16 protein-coding genes are annotated in these 19,325 nt (G+C 41.5%); 11 read left to right on the top strand and 5 right to left on the bottom strand.

Annotated elements, in window-relative coordinates:
- The first annotated feature begins 73 nt into the window (after window positions 1–73).
- Together EW142_RS07365 and EW142_RS07360 are read left to right on the top strand one after the other, a co-directional pair.
- Entirely contained in the window at window positions 74–529 is a 456-nt protein-coding gene (locus tag EW142_RS07365; RefSeq protein WP_130611819.1) for a Rid family detoxifying hydrolase, read from the top strand.
- 62 nt (window positions 530–591) lie between these two features.
- Window positions 592–1,224 carry a 7-carboxy-7-deazaguanine synthase QueE gene (locus EW142_RS07360; protein ID WP_130611816.1) on the top strand — a complete coding sequence of 211 codons (633 nt, stop codon included), beginning with the start codon at window positions 592–594 and terminating at the stop codon, window positions 1,222–1,224.
- Window positions 1,225–1,236: 12 nt separating this feature from the next.
- Here EW142_RS07360 and EW142_RS07355 read toward each other — a convergent pair whose 3' ends face one another.
- On the bottom strand, window positions 1,237–2,154 hold the full coding sequence (locus tag EW142_RS07355; protein WP_130611813.1) for a hypothetical protein: 918 nt from the start codon (window positions 2,152–2,154) through the stop codon (window positions 1,237–1,239).
- 43 nt (window positions 2,155–2,197) lie between these two features.
- Entirely contained in the window at window positions 2,198–2,908 is a 711-nt protein-coding gene (locus EW142_RS07350) for a class I SAM-dependent methyltransferase (RefSeq protein WP_130611810.1), read from the bottom strand.
- A gap of 82 nt (window positions 2,909–2,990) precedes the next feature.
- Here EW142_RS07350 and EW142_RS07345 point away from each other — a divergent pair, with 82 nt between their 5' ends.
- Window positions 2,991–3,485, top strand: coding sequence for a YkgJ family cysteine cluster protein (locus EW142_RS07345; protein ID WP_130611807.1), 495 nt, complete (start codon window positions 2,991–2,993; stop codon window positions 3,483–3,485).
- Between the two features lie 21 nt (window positions 3,486–3,506).
- A complete protein-coding gene (locus EW142_RS07340; RefSeq protein ID WP_130611804.1) occupies window positions 3,507–4,343 on the top strand; it encodes a sterol desaturase family protein in 837 nt (278 codons plus the stop codon).
- On the opposite strand, the gene EW142_RS07335 is transcribed toward EW142_RS07340, so the two are convergent.
- Window positions 4,334–5,560: an exo-beta-N-acetylmuramidase NamZ family protein gene (locus EW142_RS07335; protein WP_130611801.1), complete on the bottom strand. Its 1,227-nt coding sequence runs from the start codon at window positions 5,558–5,560 to the stop codon at window positions 4,334–4,336. The genes EW142_RS07340 and EW142_RS07335 overlap by 10 nt on opposite strands.
- A 3-nt stretch (window positions 5,561–5,563) precedes the next feature.
- On the opposite strand from EW142_RS07335, the gene EW142_RS07330 reads away from it, so the two are divergent.
- The 4 genes from EW142_RS07330 (at window position 5,564) to EW142_RS07315 (ending at window position 10,008) form a co-directional block, all read left to right on the top strand.
- Complete coding sequence (locus tag EW142_RS07330) at window positions 5,564–6,805, top strand: ABC transporter permease (RefSeq protein WP_130611798.1); 1,242 nt, start codon at window positions 5,564–5,566, stop codon at window positions 6,803–6,805.
- A gap of 90 nt (window positions 6,806–6,895) precedes the next feature.
- Window positions 6,896–7,876 carry a PLP-dependent cysteine synthase family protein gene (locus tag EW142_RS07325; protein WP_130611795.1) on the top strand — a complete coding sequence of 327 codons (981 nt, stop codon included), beginning with the start codon at window positions 6,896–6,898 and terminating at the stop codon, window positions 7,874–7,876.
- Between the two features lie 30 nt (window positions 7,877–7,906).
- Window positions 7,907–9,202: a M20/M25/M40 family metallo-hydrolase gene (locus EW142_RS07320; RefSeq protein WP_130611792.1), complete on the top strand. Its 1,296-nt coding sequence runs from the start codon at window positions 7,907–7,909 to the stop codon at window positions 9,200–9,202.
- A 32-nt stretch (window positions 9,203–9,234) separates the two neighbouring features.
- Entirely contained in the window at window positions 9,235–10,008 is a 774-nt protein-coding gene (locus EW142_RS07315) for an aldose epimerase family protein (protein ID WP_130611789.1), read from the top strand.
- 397 nt (window positions 10,009–10,405) lie between these two features.
- Here the strand turns inward: EW142_RS07315 and EW142_RS07305 are convergent, their stop codons facing one another.
- Both EW142_RS07305 and EW142_RS07300 read right to left on the bottom strand, forming a co-directional pair.
- The gene (locus EW142_RS07305; RefSeq protein ID WP_130611783.1) at window positions 10,406–11,788 is read right to left on the bottom strand and encodes an exonuclease domain-containing protein; all 1,383 of its coding nucleotides are present in this window, start codon (window positions 11,786–11,788) and stop codon (window positions 10,406–10,408) included.
- 121 nt (window positions 11,789–11,909) lie between these two features.
- Window positions 11,910–13,934, bottom strand: coding sequence for a lectin-like domain-containing protein (locus EW142_RS07300; RefSeq protein ID WP_130611780.1), 2,025 nt, complete (start codon window positions 13,932–13,934; stop codon window positions 11,910–11,912).
- 433 nt (window positions 13,935–14,367) lie between these two features.
- Between EW142_RS07300 and EW142_RS07295 the strand changes: the two genes are divergently transcribed.
- From EW142_RS07295 to EW142_RS07285, 3 genes are read left to right on the top strand one after another with little or no spacing between them, the layout of a single operon-like run.
- Complete coding sequence (locus EW142_RS07295; RefSeq protein ID WP_130611777.1) at window positions 14,368–16,431, top strand: gluzincin family metallopeptidase; 2,064 nt, start codon at window positions 14,368–14,370, stop codon at window positions 16,429–16,431.
- A gap of 9 nt (window positions 16,432–16,440) precedes the next feature.
- The gene (locus EW142_RS07290) at window positions 16,441–17,988 is read left to right on the top strand and encodes an MBL fold metallo-hydrolase (protein WP_130611774.1); all 1,548 of its coding nucleotides are present in this window, start codon (window positions 16,441–16,443) and stop codon (window positions 17,986–17,988) included.
- Between the two features lie 25 nt (window positions 17,989–18,013).
- Window positions 18,014–19,312, top strand: coding sequence for a patatin-like phospholipase family protein (locus EW142_RS07285; RefSeq protein ID WP_130611771.1), 1,299 nt, complete (start codon window positions 18,014–18,016; stop codon window positions 19,310–19,312).
- Window positions 19,313–19,325 lie beyond the last annotated feature (13 nt).

Here is a 19,325-nt window from a genome sequence, read left to right as displayed (position 1 = left end):
TAAAAATAGGGTAATTTGGCAGAAGACAAAATATTCAAGACCTTAGAACAAAGACTTTATAACCCTACTCCTCATGAAAATTTCAACAAGACTTCCAATTGCTATACTTGGTCTATTTCTATGCGTAAGCGTTTCTGCCCAAAAGGACTCTGAAATTATCTTCCATAAACCTCCGAATCCTGAACGCCAAAAAGCTCCTTTTAGTGAAACAGTCCAAGCGGGCAACCTGTTCTTTTTGGCAGGTCAAATTGGAATGGATAGAAGTGTGGGTAAATTGGCCGAAGGAGGTATTCAAGGGGAGACCGAGCAAGCCATTAAAAACATTCAAGGTGTTTTGGAGCGACACGGGTTGACCTTGGACAATGTGGTAAAGTGCACCGTGATTTTAAGCGATATCAATGATTTTAGAGCCTTTAATGAGGTATACGTTAAATATTTTACCAAAAAACCAGCTCGTACGACCTATGCGGCTGCCGGATTGGCTGCAAGTGCCAAAATTGAAATCGACGTGATTGCCGTCCGGGAATAAAACCAATGGTTTTATCGAATTTATCAGCATATTTTACTGCCACGAAGCTCTATCTTTGCAAAATGGTTACAGAAAAGGTGATGGATTTAGTGAACCAGGGACTGATGCTGCCCTTGATGGAGGAGTTTTATACCATTCAGGGCGAAGGGTACCACAAAGGAACCGCTGCTTATTTTATACGGGTTGGTGGTTGTGATGTGGGATGCCATTGGTGTGATGTAAAGGAAAGTTGGAACGCCGAAACGCACCCTCCAACCGATATAGATAGTATTGTGGCAAACGCTGCTCAATATTCGAATACCATTGTGGTGACCGGGGGTGAGCCCTTAACCTGGGATATGGGTCCGCTTACAGAAGGGTTAAAAGCAAAAAACCTACAGACCCACATTGAAACTTCGGGAGCCTATCCCTTGACCGGTATTTGGGATTGGATTTGTCTTTCCCCTAAGAAGAATAAACTTCCTGTTGGCGATGTCTACGATAAGACCGATGAGCTAAAGGTCATTGTTTACAATAGGCATGACTTTATTTTTGCTGAAGAACAAGCAGAAAAGGTCAATAACAACTGCGTATTATATCTTCAGCCCGAGTGGAGTGTCAGGGAAAAAATGATTCCATTGATTGTGGATTACGTTATGAAAAACCCTAAATGGAAGATTTCTCTACAGACCCATAAATATTTGAATATACCTTAATGGTCGCTGGCTTTAACGCCCTCCATTGTTTTGTAGATCCAAAACACATTCATCATCTAGAACAGGAATAATGGCCAACCCTCTTCCAGTTCTTGATTCTAGCCTTCGAACCAGGGAGTTACCACTTAAATCACACACAGACTGCAATATTCCTTCTTTGGAAGAAGCTTGTGCACTTCTTGAAACGGTACCGAACTCAATTTCAGCACGCATCAAACAACCCTGAACGTTACAATGATTGGGGGCATCAAGATCTTCATGAGAGTTGACGGGGTCTGTGCCCAAATTAACCAATCCGAATAAATGCCCAAATTCATGGTTTAGGGTAGCCGTCTCCAAATCGGAAAGCGTAATGGTCGAACTGCGGCTTGCGAGCCTTCTTATGGTAGATTCATAGATTACCATAGACGTATTACGATATACCGAACCTACGGTGACCAAACCTTCGTCATCGTCATCACTGTCGGAAGGCGCATCAGCAAAATAGATATAGATGGCCAAGGTGGTTCCGTCGTTGTAAGCTGTTCTATTATCGTTTTCGAGATCTACGATTTCTTGAAGTGTCAACGTAGTTTCCTCTGGAGAGGATAAAGAGAGAAGGTCTATTTGAATATTTTCCTTAAAAGACTGATTTAGTATGAAGTCTTCAAAATTTGCTAAGGTCTCCACAGTAGGCTGAAATCCGGCCACATGCCCAATTTCGATGACCAATCTATCAAAGTTGGTGTTTGCTAAGAGGTCGTTGGCAGAATCTCCAGCGCCCAATAGATTGGCCGACCGGTCAACATTGTTGTTGCCATTATTGCCGTTGTTGCCATTGTTATTGCTGTTGGAATTATTATCAGGTGGTGGGGTATTGTCACTATCGTTTGAACAGGCCATCAATAAAACAAGACCAAGAAGCAATGGTAGAAATCTTTTCTTTTTCATAACAAAATCATATCAATTTAAAACGGGCAAACTAGCTACTGTATTATGTTTTTACAGAAAGTTTAGCTAAATAGTCGTAATGTTCCCCAGATATTACAAGTTCGCAATCAAGATTTACCTTTTCGCAATGGGTTTTTAAGGTTTCAAAATCAACATATAACCAATCAAAAGGGTCGCTTTTATCATTTTTATATTCCAGATAAAAAGTTACTTCCCCATAATAATTGGTATTGCCTGGAACCCAAAATCCACCATCATCATCTTCATCGAACATATAAATGATATCGCTGGAATCCATCAAGATTTGTCCATCTGGTTTTAATAACGACTTTAAATGCAGCAAAAACCCTTCCAAACTTTCAATTTTGCCTGCTAATCCGATACCATTCATCAATAGCAATAACGTATCGTATTGCCGACCTGAATGGTCCATAATGGACGATTGACTGACAGATTGCAAGCCGCGCAACTTGCAAACTTCTATGGCTCCCTTTGATGAATCAAGCGCAGTCACTTGAAATCCTTTCTCTTGAAGAAACAGACTATGACTCCCCGAACCAGCACCGATGTCAAGAACCTCGCCTCTTGCCAGCTCGAGCGCTTTTTGCTCCAACTGTGGCATTTCCTCAAAACTTCTGAAAAGGTAGGGCAGGGGAATTCGGTCCTCTTCCTCTAAGGAAGAATGGGTTTTGATATCCTCGGAATAGTTTCCGTGGTAATAGTCAAGCAACGCAATTCCAAAAATATCGGCCATATCTTCTTTTGAAAGCTACAAAAATGGGACTTTAATTCCATCCAAAGGTTTAATTGAAAAGGGTTTTTTAAGTTTGTAGTGCATGGAAAATGAATTGAAACGACTCCCTCAAAGAGCCAAGGAGAAGCACGTAGAAAACAAAAAGTTTTTTGCAAAGCTTAAAAAGCGACCTCCAAAGAACCTGGATTATTTGATGGATGAACTGCATGAGTCGGAGTTCGAAAGAACGGACTGTCTTACCTGTGCCAATTGCTGTAAAACTACCGGCCCACTCTTTACCTCGGCAGATATCGAACGTATTGCCAAACATTTAAGATTGCGCCCTGCGGAGTTCATACAGCAATATTTGAGAGTGGATGAGGACAATGACCATGTGTTGCAAGAGGTCCCCTGTGCATTTTTAGGGGATGACAACGCCTGCTTTATTTACGAGGTTCGCCCAAAGGCATGCCGGGAATTTCCCCATACGAATCGCAAAAAATTTCATCAAATCACCAACTTGACCCTCAAAAATGTGGCCATTTGCCCAGCAGCTTTCAATATTGTTGAGGAGATGAAACGGAGAATCAAGCCATGACGATTTCTTATATTTGAAGATATGGAACAGTTGATAGCCTACTTTGAAACCATTCCCGCCTTACACCGTAGTCTTATTTTGGTTGGGGGCATTACTTTTTTCTGGATTTTGGAGGGCGTTGTACCCCTTTTCAGTATCCCTTATAAAAAATGGAGACATTCCGTACCTAATTTCTTTTTCACGCTGACTACCATTATTGTGAATTTCCCCTTGGCGTTTCTACTGCTAAAGACCTCCGACTGGGCCGTTGCCAACGAGTTTGGAATAATCAATTGGTTGCCTGAAATGCCCTTATGGCTTTATGTATTGTTGGGAGTCCTGTTTTTGGATCTTATTGGGGCGTATGCGGCGCATTGGGTAGAGCACAAGGTGAAACCGCTTTGGATGGTGCATTTGGTGCATCATTCTGACCATAATGTGGACACCACCACGGCGAATCGGCATCATCCACTGGAAAGTGTAATTCGATATGTATTCACCTTGATCGGCGTTTTCTTGGTTGGAGCTCCCATCGGAATTATAATGCTCTATCAAAGTCTTTCTGTGGTCTTGTCGCAGTTCAATCATGCCAACATTGAGTTGCCCAAAAAAGTGGACACAGTTCTTAGCTGGATCATCGTCAGTCCCAATATGCATAAGGTGCACCATCATTATAAATTGCCTTACACCGATTCCAATTATGGGAATATCTTTTCTATTTGGGATAGGCTTTTTAGAACTTATATGACCCTCGACCCTAAAAAAATTGTTTATGGGGTGGATACGTTTCCCAATGAAAAGGAGAACAGCAGCATTGTTGGGTTATTAAAACAGCCTTTTCACAAATACCGTAGACCGACTACCGAAACTCAATCGTAAAGCAAGTATTTTTTACGTATCTCCTTAAAAGTATCAAGGTCTTCTTGCCAAGTTTCCCGAATTTTGGATTCTTCGAGACCTTCTTCAATTTGTTTTTGTAAAAGAGCAGTTCCGGCGTGCTTTGTAAAAGAGTTGGTATTGAAAAACTTGGATTTATCCAAAGAGTATGTATAGGCATCCATCAACCATTGCAAAGAAACCGAGTTCATTTTAGGATGTGATGACAAGTCCTTTCCAAAGCATTTTTTATCCTCCTCTTTTGGATATTTTGAACCAAAATTGGGTTTTGGCACATAACTGAAATCATAGATTGTGCTATCTAAAAAGGAAGCTCCATAACGTTGAAATTGGAATTCCGTACCTCGGCCGGCGTTGACATAGGTGCCCTCAAACAAACCAAGACTGGGGTACAGATTGATGGCTACATCGTTCGGCAAATTCGGAGAAGGGCGTATGGGCGAACTATAGGAAGTTTGATGCGTGTAGTTCTGGAGGGGGATAACTTGTAAGTTTGCTTGTTCACCATTCTCCAACCAGTCTTCACCGTTGAGCATCATGGCATATTCCCCAATGGTCATGCCATATACCAAGGGGATGGTGGTCATGCCCAAAAAACTTGTATGTTCCGCTTGCATGGTAGGCCCATCGATATAATGCCCATTGGGGTTGGGTCGGTCCAAGACCAAAACAGGAATGTTATTTTCTGCACAAGCTTCCATTACCAAATGTAGGGTGGCGATGTAAGTGTAGAAACGAACACCCACATCTTGTATGTCGAACACTACAATGTCAATTCCTTCAAGCTGTTCCCTGGAAGGTTTTTTGTTCTTCCCATATAAAGAAACAATGGGAAGTCCTGTTTTTTTATCCAGGCCATCCTCCACTAACTCGCCGGCATCAGCCCGACCCCGAAATCCGTGTTCGGGAGCAAATACTTTGTTGACTTTGATTCCAAGAGATAAGAGAGAATCCACAAGATGCGTATGCCCCTCCGCTTTGAAAATAACACTCGTTTGATTGGCCACTACCCCTATGGTTTTACCCTTCAATAAGGGGAGGTAAGCATCTGTTTGATTGGCCGCAACAACAACTTGATTTGGGGATTTATTTTTTTCTGGATTCGAAATTTTTTCTGGAGGATGGGTTTGTCCTTTACAAGAGAAAACGAGCAAAACCAAAGAGAAAGCTGTACTTTTGAGAACCGATAAATTGGGCATCCGTTGAATTTAGAACTGTTTATTGCCAAACGCCTGATCACAGGGAAGGAACATAAAATTAGCATTTCCGCCCCTATAATAAAAATTGCGATTGCCGCCATCGCTATGGGCATTGTGATGATGCTCATTGCCATCGCCACTGGGGTTGGCCTAAAGCATAAGATCAGGGAAAAAGTGGCGGCATTTAATGGTCACATTCAAATTTCCAACTTCGACAACAATACTTCCGAAGTATCCATCTCTCCAGTGTCTTTGAATCAGGAGTTTTACCCAGAATTCAAATCCGTGGAAGGCGTGGAGCATGTTCAAGCGGTGGCGACCAAAGGGGGAATCATACGAACCGAGGATACTTTTGAGGGAATGTTGGCCAAGGGCGTAGGGACAGATTATGATTGGCGCGTGTTTGGAGAATATCTGGTGGATGGACGAATTCCTGACTATTCTGGAAAATTGAATGATGAGGTATTGGTATCTCGATTGATGGCCAATCGCCTACAACTAAAGGTTGGCGACTCTTTTTTTTCCTTTTTTCTGAAGGAAGGAGATCCATCAAAAGTACCTAACAACCGTCGTTTCGAGATTGTTGGTATTTATGACAGCGGTTTTGAGGAGTTTGATGCCACCTATGTGTTTGTGGATATTCGTCACATTCAGCGAATGAATAAATGGGAGGAAAACGAAATAGGAAACTTTGAGGTCTTTCTTTCCGATTTTGATGAGATGGAAGCTAAGACCCAAGAGATTTACGGGAAAACCATTTCGAGCTTGGATACCCAAAACATCAGATCCAAGTACTTTCGAATTTTTGAGTGGATAGGACTCTTCGACTTTAATATTGCTTTGATTATTGGCATTATGATTATTGTTGGGGGCATCAATATGATCACGGCTTTGCTGGTCCTCATTTTAGAGCGTACACAAATGATTGGGGTGTTAAAAGCCTTGGGTTCAGAAAACTGGAGCATACGAAAAGTGTTCTTGTACAATGCCGCTTATTTGATTTCCATTGGCTTGTTGTGGGGCAATGGGGTTGGTCTTGGACTTTTGTTCCTGCAACATCGTTATCGCTTTTTTAAGTTTCCCAATCCAGAAGAATATTATATCGATTACATTCCAGTTTTTATTGATTTGCCTACGGTTCTGTTGCTCAATCTGGGCGTTATGCTCCTTTGTTTGTTGATGTTGTTGATTCCCTCCTACATCATTACCAAGATAACTCCGGTGAAGGCCATCAAGTTTGAATGATTTTCAAGGATTTTTAGCTGAAAATTTGTTCCTTGATTTCACAGAATTACTGTTATTCACCATTCCAAAAAACTATCTTTGTGCCCGATTATGGAATACGCAAATAACATTCTTGAGACGATTGGGAACACCCCTTTGATAAAGTTGAACAAGCTTACAGCAGAACTACCTTGTTTGGTTTTGGCAAAATATGAAACCTTTAACCCTGGCAACTCGGTCAAAGATCGTATGGCCCTACAAATGGTAGAGGATGCCGAAGCTGCTGGAGTCCTTAAACCTGGGGGGACCATAATCGAGGGTACTTCCGGTAACACCGGTATGGGCCTTGCCTTAGCCGCCGTGGTCAAGGGGTATCGAATGATATGCGTAATCAGCGATAAGCAATCCAAAGAAAAAATAGATATTCTGAAAGCTGTTGGCAGTGAGGTGCATGTGTGTCCTACCGATGTGGCTCCTGATGACCCCAGAAGTTATTACTCCACAGCGAGAAGACTGGCCACCGAGATTCCGAATTCTTGGTATGTCAATCAATACGATAATCCGAGCAATACCAAAGCACATTATTTAAGTACAGGGCCGGAAATCTGGGAACAAACCGATGGAAAGGTGACCCATTTTGTTGTGGGCGTGGGTACCGGCGGAACCATTTCTGGTGTGGGGACCTACTTAAAAGAGAAAAACCCCAACATAAAAGTTTGGGGTGTGGACACCTATGGGTCGGTCTTCAAAAAATATCACGAAACAGGGATTTTCGATGAAAATGAAATTTATCCCTACATCACTGAGGGTATTGGTGAGGACATACTGCCTGAAAATGTCCGTTTTGATATTATTGATGGTTTCACCAAGGTCACTGATAAGGACGCTGCCGTTTATACACAACGTTTGGCCAAGGAAGAAGGGATGTTCTTGGGCAATTCCGCTGGAGCCGCCATAAAAGGACTTCTTCAGTTAAAGGAACATTTTACGAAGGACGATGTTGTGGTGGTACTGTTCCATGATCATGGAAGTCGCTATGTGGGTAAAATGTTCAATGATGATTGGATGCGGGAGAAGGGATTCATAGAATAATTTGTTACCTTCAAAAGCAAAATTTCCAACATGGTTCGCAAAGCAGTTTTGTTGCTTTTTACACTCGTACTAAGCGCATCGGGTTATTCCCAAAAGTTATCTGGTAAAGAGAAAAAAATAGTGGCCACCATTGAAAAGAACAATGATGAGGCCATTTCCTTTCTTAAGAAAGTCGTCAACATCAATAGTGGCACCTTAAATGCGGAGGGCGTTCAGGAGGTGGGTACGGTATTTAAAGATGCTTTTGATGCCATCAATTTTCAGACCCAATGGATTGATATGCCTCCGGAAATGGGAAGGGCCGGACATCTTTTTGCGGAAACGAAAGGAGAGAACGGTAAAAAGCTATTGCTGATCGGTCATCTGGATACCGTTTTTGAAAAAGATAGCCCCTTTCAAGAGTTCAAAATGGTCAATGACAGCATTGCCCATGCACCGGGAGGCAACGATATGAAAGGTGGTGATGTCATAGTGTTATACGCCCTTAAGGCCTTGCACGAGAATGGACTTTTAAAGAATGCGCAGATTATTGTGGCCTTTACGGGAGATGAAGAAAGCACGGGAAAGCCTTTAGATATAAGCCGTAAGGAGTTGATTGAAGCTGCAAAGCGAAGCGATGTGGCCCTTGGTTTTGAGACTTCCACAGGATTCAACTATGCTACTGTGGCCCGACGGGGAGCTTCGGGTTGGGCTTTGGAAGTAGAAGGAAAAAGGGCGCACTCTTCTGGGGTTTTCAGTGAGCGTACGGGAGCCGGAGCTATTTTTGAGATTTCTAGGATTTTGCATCAATTTTATACCGATGTCAAAGGGGAAGAGCTGCTTACCTTTAATCCCGGAACCCTTTTGGGAGGTACTTTTGTGAATTTTGATACATCCACTAGTAAAGGAGATGTTTTTGGAAAAGGCAATGTGGTGGCACAGAAAGCCATTGCCCGTGGAGGGCTTCGGTTTATTTCCGAAGAACAAAAAGAACGTGCAAGGAACAAGATGCGTGAAATCGTAAAGAACAACCTACCCAAGACTTCCGCTGCCATCAGTTTTACTGACAGCTACCCGGCCATGCAACCCTCTGAAGGAAATATGAATTTATTGAATACCCTGAACCAAGTGAGTCTTGATCTTAATCAGGGTGAAGTGTTGGCGTATGACCCGGGTAGAAGGGGAGCTGCGGATGTTTCCTTTGTTGCAGAATATGTGGATTGTTTGGATGGCCTGGGTACTATGGGCTCCGGAGCCCATACCCCGGAAGAAACCGTTAATTTGAACACCATTGAAGCATTGACCAAACGAACAGCCATTTTGATTTATAGATTGATCAACGAATAAAAAGCTGAACCGAATCCTTTAAAACATCACCAATGACATACTTAAAATTAGATAATCAAACCGTAAGAATCGAAGAAGGAGAATTGGTAGGCTATGAAGTAGATGGCCATGAATATATCCATCAAAAGGGAAGCCCGGGATGGGGTAGCGCCGATACGGAGATGTTTCCCATCATTGGTCCTGTAAAAGATGCGGGTTATGCCGTTCAAGTTCCTCGAGGAAATGCAATTTTGGACCAACATGGGCATTTAAGGTTATTGGATTATGACTTGATTTCACATGACGATACCCATGCGACTTTCAAAAAAGTCTACAAGGGTGGCACTCCGGTGCAAAACGGAAAATTTCCTGAAAATTCCAATAAGGCCTTGCTGATGTGGCCCTATAGTTTTGAGTTTGAAAAGCGATTTGTACTTAAACCGAACCAGCTTGAGGTTACGCTTGTTTTGAATGCAGAACGCGATATGCCCTATATGATTGGGTATCACCCCGCCTTTAAATTGTATACCGAAAACCCTGTCCTTGAAACGGATTCCCGTGAAATTCCCCTCAAAGATGTCCTTGCCGTGGGGCATAGGGCACTGCAGGTGGCAGACTGTGAAGCCATCACACTAAAGGATAAGAAGGAAGTTAAGATTGAAACCGAAGGTTTCGGTCATTTTATGTGCTGGACCATGGTTCCGAACATGGTGTGCATTGAACCTATTTCCTTCTATCCATACGCTGTGGAGCAGCGGGAATTGCATACCGGTTTTGACTATACAAAGGACTCAGAAGTAGTCTTTAAAACAATTATTTCTGTGTAGGTTTCCCCTTCCAAAAATAAATGTTAAGAAAATCACAATTTTTTTAAGAAATCCACCGTTATATTAAGTATATTGGGATAGCTAATTTTACGAAATACGCTTAATGTTCCAAAAATTTATTGAGAGAGTTGGGGTAATGAACTGTATCATGCTCCTTGTTGTGGTATCGATCATCATCGTCTCTGAAGTACTTTTCCTGAGTGGAAAAAAGATGGATGCTATTTTCATAGCATTCTGGGCACCGACCATATTAGGTTTTATGAATTACTTGAAATATAAAAAGTAATGGATTTTGTTCTTGCTTATTCCATTGTGGTTGCCATTATCTTCTTGGCCTGGCTGCTCTTTGTAATACGCATGTACAAAAAGATCAAAGACTGATTTATTGCCCTCCCACTTAATTGACTACCGTCGATTCTGTTTTACCAACCGCATTTTTTTTGATTAAGTAGGCATTGATAATGCGTTCCGTTTCCAAGGTATTTTTTTGACGGATGATAAATGCTTCAATATCTTCAATTGTCGTGACCTGATGCTGTTTATCGATAAACCCATATCCTTGGTAAATACCTTCTGCAACAAGGATTACGGCACTTTCATCTGGGTTTCTTCCCTTTTCTTTAATGATTTGAATTTCTGATGATGAGGTGCCGAAATGAGATAGGGCTTCCTCAACCTTGGTATTGTATCGCTCTATGGATTCTTCCCCAATACATATCCCTTCGCAAGAGTTTAGCCCATGTAGTGTGCAGGAAGATGCATTAGGTAATAAATGACAATATTTAGGACAAAGCGCAAAAATATTGCATATTTCTTCCAAGTAGGCCCTACAATCGGTTTGACTGTAGAAAATTTTCAAAGGATTGGGGACATGCCTAATGTCATTATAAGCTAGATGCAGTATTCCGCGTCGATCCTCATAGCTGAAAAGAGCATATCTTTTTAGATTTCTTTTTTGGGCGCTATTGTATGGCGGGTAGTGTTTTTTTATTTCTGCCGATTCCATTAAGAGAGCGACCAGCTCACTGCCCGAAAGTTCAAAATCGATATGGGCCGTTTCCCTGCACATTCGTACCTCCTTTTCACTTTTATCATAAAAATGCCCCAAAACTCGCTTTCGCAAATTGTTGGCCTTACCCACATAAATAATGTTTCCCTTTTGATCTTTAAAATAGTAGATGCCCGGTTTTTGGGGGATGGCGTCCAAAACCGATTTGGACAAGTGCGGGGGAAGCGTGGCCTCTTGACTTCGCGCGTTTAAAAAGCGCTGTATTACACTTTCCGATTCAGGCCGACGCAGCAGCTTTTCGAACAGTAAAACTGTGGCATGGGCATCACCGCGAGCCCGATGTCTGTCCAAAATAGGAATGTCAATGGCTGAACATAGCTTACCTAGGCTATAGGACCGAAGTCCTGGAATCAACTTACGGGACAAACGTACGGTACATAATTTTTTCCGAACGAAATCCACTCCAATCTGTCGAAACTCTTCTTTGATGACCCCGTAGTCAAAATTAACAGAATGAGCCACAAAGATGCTATCACGGGTAAGGTCGAGAATGGTATCGGCAATTTCAGAAAAAAGGGGAGCTCTGGCGACCATTTGATCATCGATGCCAGTAAGACCAGTGATGAAGTAGGGGATAGGACATTCTGGATTGACCAGGGAAGTGAACTCCTCCACCACTTGCTGCCCATCATATTTGAAGATGGCAATCTCGGTAATTCGATTCCCTTTAATGCCGTTCCCAGTGGTCTCTATGTCGATGACAGTATACAAAGCTCCAAGCTTATAGAAAGTGAATTTAAAATTAGGGATTTATTTAATAGTGAAATTCAGAAAGGGCTTGGAACACTTTGTAAGAAAATAGCTGTAGTCAATAGATAGCTCATCACCAAGTTTATCTTTTTAAAGAAAAGTGTGAAGAAAATGTTCTCATAACTCCAGCTTGATCTTCATATTCCAGTACGAACCAGTAATCTTCGGAAGGCATGTCAATATTGTTGAACCTTCCATCCCAACCAAAACTAGTGGTAGGGAATCTGGTTAATAACTTCCCATATCGGTCAAAAATGGTTATTTGCGCTAAGGGGTCGTTTTCAAGACAAAATATATTCCAAGTGTCATTATAGGGATCTCCATTGGGAGTAAAGAATTTGGGATAGGTAAGAACCAGCACCGAGGTTTCGGGTATATCGCTGCATTCATTTACCTGTCTTACAAACACCGTTTGCGCGCAACCTTCAACCCGTTCGAAAACATTGCTTTCTTGCCAAGCACCATCATTTAATCTGAATTCATAGGGTGGTATACCCCCTGTAACGATTACCTCAATGGTCTGCCGATCATCAAAGTTCTCGGAAGTGACGGATGCGTCCACTTCCAGTGTACTTATGGGTGTGATAACTATTTCCAATGTGGTAGGAAAGGCGCATTCTCCTGCATTAGGTGTAAAGGTATAGACGGTGGTGGCCGTGTTGTTTAGAGCCGGACTCCAACTTCCAGCAATACCATTATTGGATAGGGTTGGCAAGGGTTGCAAGGTTTCACCAGCACAGATGGCTCCCACGGCTTCAAATTCAGGGATTATTCCTTGCACCACTATCTCCGTAGATGTTTCAGCGACACAACCTTGGCCAGGATTTGGTATAAAGGTATACATGGTGGTGGCCATATTGTTAAGAGCTGGACTCCAACTTCCCGTAATGCCATTGTTGGACGTAGTTGGCAATGGAGGCAGAATATCTCCAGGACAAATAGGCATAATAGCATCGAAAATGGGAACGGTATTAGGGATGACCGTTACCTCTAATGTGGTTTCTGTTGCACATTCTCCTGAACTTGGTGTGAAGGTATAGGTTGTTGTGACTGTGTTGTTCAATGCAGGACTCCAACTGCCTGTAATACCATTGTTTGATGTGGTTGGTAGCGCTGTCAGGTCTTCTTCTGCACAGATGGGAGGGACAGCGTCAAATAGTGGAGTCTCAATAGGTAAAGTATTAAGTGTAAAGTTTTCGGTGGTGGTCTCTCCACAAATATCTTCGATGGTCACGGTATAGGTAGTAGTAGTGGATGGGGAAAAAATTGGATTGGGAATGTTGGGATCGCTTACTCCCGTTATAGGGCTCCATGAATACGTAACACCGCTGGGAATGGTGGCGTCGACAGTATCCAGGGATTCTCCTATGCATAGAACTTCATCCTCAAGTAGTAGATTTTCCACAAATGTGATGCTGTTAAAACATACTTCGTTTGAATTGGATAATCCTCCGGTCGACGCTACAAATCCAAAGAAAATAGTGTTATCTCCTAAAAATATGGTGTTCTGAATATCTTCGGTCAATGTAAGTCGAAGGACACAATCAAAATAAACACTCAAGGTTTGTGCAGCGGCTTCCCATTGAATCTGAACCTCGTGATTTAAACCGTCCTCAATATTTGTACTTGTAGAACTTGCTTGAACCGGACCTGATAAATTAGTGGGTTGGCCGTGATCGGGGTCCCCATCTCTAATAATGGCTATATGATCGGATACAGGATCATTATTGTTGAAGGGTGAAATGTTCTGAAATGTATCGAACTCAATAATTAAGGAAGGTGTGATTCCAGCAAAACCTATTCCTCCTCCACTACCACCTATAACAGGGTTTGGAGTACCTTTAAATACGAGAGCTGAGCCATCGGCACCATCGGCGTCCTTTGTGCCAAAAAAAGCTTGGTAATAAATAGTGAAATCTTCTGCGAAATCGACGCTATTATTGTACCAAACACCTCCCGCTTGATCCAATTGATCAGGTGTGATACTATAGCAGTTACCTCCTAGGTCAACAGCGCTCCCAATGGTCGAGGCATCAAGTTGCGAGAATGAGGGGTTATAATAGCCTAAGGCAAACAGTAAAAAAACGACTATAATCCTGAACTTCATTAAGCAAATATGTATGATTCAAGATTAATCAAGATTCCTTTTGAATTTGTTGCTGAGCTTAAGGTCGGCTAAGTCCTATGTCAAATTTGGTTAGAATGTTCTTTGAACCAGCCTAATTTAAATAAATCATAGCACATACCTATCAACCATTTTTGGAATGTTCTTTTGTTGCTATAGAGCATAAACGCTCAAGGTAGTTTCAAAAGCGAATTATCGGAATTATTCCAGGGAAAGATTCATCAGAACCTAACACCGGTTAACAAGGTTTCTTAACTTTTTAAAAATGCATGCTTGATCGATAGGCAAATTTCTGTTGAGATTAGGTGGCTTTAGAGGAAAACCCTATAATTTTTAAGATTTTCATGTAATTGCTTTTGATTGATATTTAGTAACTTACAGTACTTCCCCCATCACATTTAATTCCTTGTTGCCCATGCGAATATCAAAAGCGAAAAATCCAGATTTTCGGCATTTACGTGCCTATGCCTTTGATCCATCACTTTCCCTACAGATTGATACAGCCAAAATTAATAGAATAACATATGCTATTGATTGGGAAGATTTGGAACCTGGTCCTTGCGGAGAATATCTGGAGGTCATTGATTATGACCCCACCATATCGCGTTACTACGCTCCGGTAGATTTGAATGATAGACCGATTTTGGCCGATAATGGGCTTCGACCAAGCGTAAGTAATCCTCAATTTCATCAGCAGATGGTATATGCTGTGGCTATGTCGACCATTCAGAATTTTGAGCGTGCCTTGGGAAGAAAAATCATTTGGTCACCAAGACTCACCAATGATGATAATTATGAAGAATACGTTCCCAAATTGCGTATTTACCCCCATGCTCTAAGAGAGGCCAATGCCTTTTACAGTCCGTACAGAAAAGCACTTTTATTTGGCTATTTTAATTCTACTCCGGCAAATAATGTTATTCATATGCCCAATTCTTTGGTGTTTACCTGCTTGAGCCATGATGTTATTTCCCATGAGGTGACACATGCCATTCTGGATGGCATTCATAGGGATTATAACAACCCCACAAATCCCGATATGCTGGCGTTTCATGAAGCTTTCGCAGATATTGTGGCCTTATTTCAACATTTCACGCATCCTGAAGTTTTACGACATGAGATTGCAAACACTAGGGGAAACCTCGGGAGTCAGAATTTATTGGGAAAATTGGCCCAAGAATTAGGTTCAGCAATAGGAGGTTATGGAAGTTTAAGAGACGCCATTGGACAGGTTGATGAATCAACGGGCGAATGGCGACCTCGGGAACCCAATTCCGATGATTATGAAAACATAACACAGCCCCATGAGCGAGGCAGTATTCTGGTTGCCGCTATTTTCGAGGCCTTTTTAACCATTTATCAAAGTCGTATTGCCGATTTACTACGAATAGCAACAAACGGCACAGGTCTACTTGAAGAAGGGGAAATCCATCCTGACCTGGCCAATCGCCTTGCGGGCGAGGCATCTAAATCGGCAAAACATGTGCTGAACATGTGTATACGTGCTTTGGATTATTGTCCCCCGGTTGATTTGACTTTTGGAGATTATTTAAGAGCCATAATTACTGCAGATATCGATCTTATGAAAGAAGATCCCCTGGACTACAGACTAGCCTTTATCGATGCCTTCAGAAAGCGGGGCATTTATCCACGTACTATAAAAACTTTAAGCATTGAAACGCTGAGCTATGAAGCTGTTGACTTACGTTTAGGTATTGCAAATCAACAGAATAACAATTTCAACATTAAAAGCAACTATCAAACCAATTTCGACGAAACCTCAGTAAGATTAATAGAAATAATAATAGATTTTCTAAAGGACTATGCCAAAGAGATACAGTACATAACTGACAGACAGCAGATTTATGAAATCACCAGAAATTATATCGGTGGAGGCTTCGGGGACTCAAATAAATACCAAAAAGGGCTGCACCACCGTATCAAGGTAAAGTTTGGGGAAAATCCTGTGTTTAGTGAAATGACCGGTTTGGCTTTCGTTCCCAATTTTGATCAACTCGGGTTTAAAACAGCGGGAAGCGGCTATTTTCCTTCATTTCAAATCCAAAATTTAAGGGTAGTATCCAGAGTAGGACCGGACAATCAAAAAATTAATCATGTTATTTTTTCCATAACGCAAAAAAGTGGCTGCCAGGTGGATATAAATCGTGCTATTAGTCACTTTATTCCAGATAGCGATGATGCTTTGGACAACGATGAGGGTTTCATTTTCTATGGTGGTTGCACCTTGATTTTTGACCTCGACTCCAATGTGCTCAAATATGCCATACACAAACCACTGCTCGATATCGAGGAATTAAAAAGAAACAAGGCTGTGATCAATGCTGAAAGGGTGTTGGCTCAATATCAATATCAGAATTACGATATGCCCCTACATATGGGGGAAGCAAGACGGTACTTTGGTACCCGGGCATCCGATTTTATGTTCACAGAGCCTTTTGCAATATTACATCAACATTAATAGATAAATATGTCCAACTCAACAGTAACACGCGTACAAATAAGAATGTACCGCATGGGAACAGGTGACTGTTTTGTGCTAAAGTTTTTTTCGGGGAATAAGATCACCTTCAAAATGATGATCGATGCTGGGGTTTGGCAAAAAGGCAAAGATCACATAGAACCTTTCGTAAAGGACATCAAAAAATACGTCAATAATCAAGTGGATGTGTTGGTGGTGACCCATGAACATATGGATCATGTTTTGGCCTTTCAAAGATGCAAGGATCTGTTTACCCAAGGATTTGATGTAAAACAAGTATGGATGGGCTGGACAGAGGAAGACGGAGATCCCAAAGTGGAAAAATGGAAAAAGAACCATGGAGAGAAGAAAAAAGCTTTGGCCATGGCGGCCTCTTTTCTAAATCAGGCTATTGCCTCACCTGATTTCATGCAGCAATTCCAAGGACATAAATATGAAAATCAAATGCTCAATTTGCGGGAGAATCAAGCTTCAATCATTGAAGATTTTGCCGAGTTGAATACAGGTCTAGAACAAAATCTAGCGATAGCGGGGGAGTACAAAGGGGCCATGGAGGGTATGCGAATCGTGAAAGAGGATATGAATGTAGATGGATTTCGCTACTTCAAACCAGGCCAGGTGGTAAAAGATCATCCAGGTGCAAAAGGTTTAAAGTTTTACATTCTGGGCCCTCCCGAATTGCATGATAAAGTAGAAAAGGAGTCAGGAGGACCGGGTGAGTCCTTTGAACACAGTCATAATATGGAAGATCACCGAGCATTTTCGGAAGCTATTAACATGAAATACGAAATTGAGCTGCCTTCCTCTAAACTACCGTTTGATGAAAAGTTCATTTATACGGACGAAGATGACGATTCGGCAAAAATGAGAAACCAAGAATTATTGGTTGAATCAGATGAGGTGATGAAAACCGTAAAGGAGAAATATGAGGAGGGCAACTGGCGCAGAATAGATTATGATTGGCTTTTTAGCAGTGGTAATCTGGCGTTGCGCATGAACAGTCTTACCAATAACCTAAGTCTTGCTATTGCAATAGAATTTGAGAGCACGGGACAAGTTCTTCTCTTTCCTGGAGATGCTGAATATGGTAGTTGGTCCAGCTGGCATACAATCGATTGGGGAAACGAGCAAGATCCTGCCAAAAAACATTTGACCGAAGATTTGTTGAATAGAACCATTTTCTACAAAGTTGCACACCATATGAGCCATAACGGAACCGCAGAAAGATTGGGTCTGGATATGATGACCGATCCAAAACTAACCGCTATGGCCACTTTGGATTACAACGTGATTAGTAAAGGTTGGAAAAATACAATGCCCAATAAGTTCATTCTCGATGACTTATTGCACAAAACAAAGGGTCGTTTAATTTTCAGCAATGAAGCGGGAATACCATATAATAAACAGACAACGCTGACGGATAGAATCAATCAAGAAAGGACGAGGATGGATTCCAATGAGAGAGCTGATTTTCAGAACAATTTCAAGACGGATGATGTGAATGGATTATACCATGAGTTGACCATAAGATTTTAAAGGAACCAATTAATCAAATCTGGATATGATCAATAATAAGAAATTTGGGTTGAGTCTCAGTGGAGGTGGCTATCGTGCAACAACCTATCATATTGGAACTTTTAGAAAATTAAGGGAATTGGCTCTATTGGACAAAATAGATGTCATATCCTCCAACTCAGGTGGATCAATTACAGGGGCGACCTATATGTTACATTTAGGGGATTATGACACCTTTGAAAAAATAATTTTATCCGGGGTAAAGCGAAGCGTCATAAAATTTGTTTTGACTTCGTTTCGCATTTTGATCCCATCCCTTTTTGTTTTGGGGATAGTTGTGGGCAGTACATGGCTCTTGTTTAACGGCTATACGCTTTTTGGATTATTGGGAATACTTGGGTTTATTCTTTTGATCCTTTTCTTCCAATTTTTGCTTTTTCCTTTGAGCTATCTAAATGAAAAGGCCTATGACAAATTTTTCATTAAGAAGGCAAAGCTTTCTGATATGTCCCCAGATATTGAAATAGCAATAAACTCTACCAATCTGGAGACCGGGAGATTGTTCGTGTTCTCAAGAACAAGCATGGGAGATTCCAAATATGTGTATGACGAAGAATTACCAGATATTAAGTATCTGACAAAAGACTTTCCCTTGGCCCGGTCTGTATCGGCGTCAACAGCGGTTCCTGGGGTGTTCACTCCGGTAAAGATCAAAAAACAGTTCTATGAAAACCCCGAAAACTATCAAATTGTAAAACCTAGATTGGTTGACGGCGGAGTTTACGACAATCAGGGGCTTCATAAATTGACACAAATGGCAAGCAAATATGGTTGCTATTATATTTTGGTAAGTGATGCCGGTAATGAAATGCCTTTTAAAAACAGGTATTGGAATTCTTTGGCTTTGCTATTTAGAACTTCAAATGTTTTTATGAACCGGATTAAGAACCTTCAAATGATACAGCAATTGTTTCAACCCAGTAAAAGTCAAAAACATGAGGTGGCCTATCAATCACTGGGATGGGACTTTGACGAATCGATACCAATATTCATTGATGGTTTAAAGCAGGGTCATATCAAAGAAGATGTGTGGAAATCCCATGGCATATCCGCTTCAGATATTGAACAAAAAAAATGGGAGTTGATTGAACAAAAACTGAAAGAGAGCATCAACTACGAAACCATCCTAAAGCAATTACAGCCGAAAGAAAAATTGGAGATTGCGAGAAAAGTAAGTACGAATTTGGTGCCATTGAGCAATGAACAAATAGAGGCCCTCATATCGCAAGCCTCTATTATGACGGAAATTCAGGTTAAGCTCTATTGCCCTAGTTTTTTCAACTAAGGTTTTAGAAGAT

The sequence above is a fragment of the Flagellimonas allohymeniacidonis genome (assembly GCF_004296335.1).
GTDB classification, from domain to species: Bacteria; Bacteroidota; Bacteroidia; order Flavobacteriales; family Flavobacteriaceae; genus Flagellimonas; species Flagellimonas allohymeniacidonis.
Note: the sequence above shows the minus strand (reverse complement) of the source record. Positions and strands in the feature narration are given on the sequence as shown.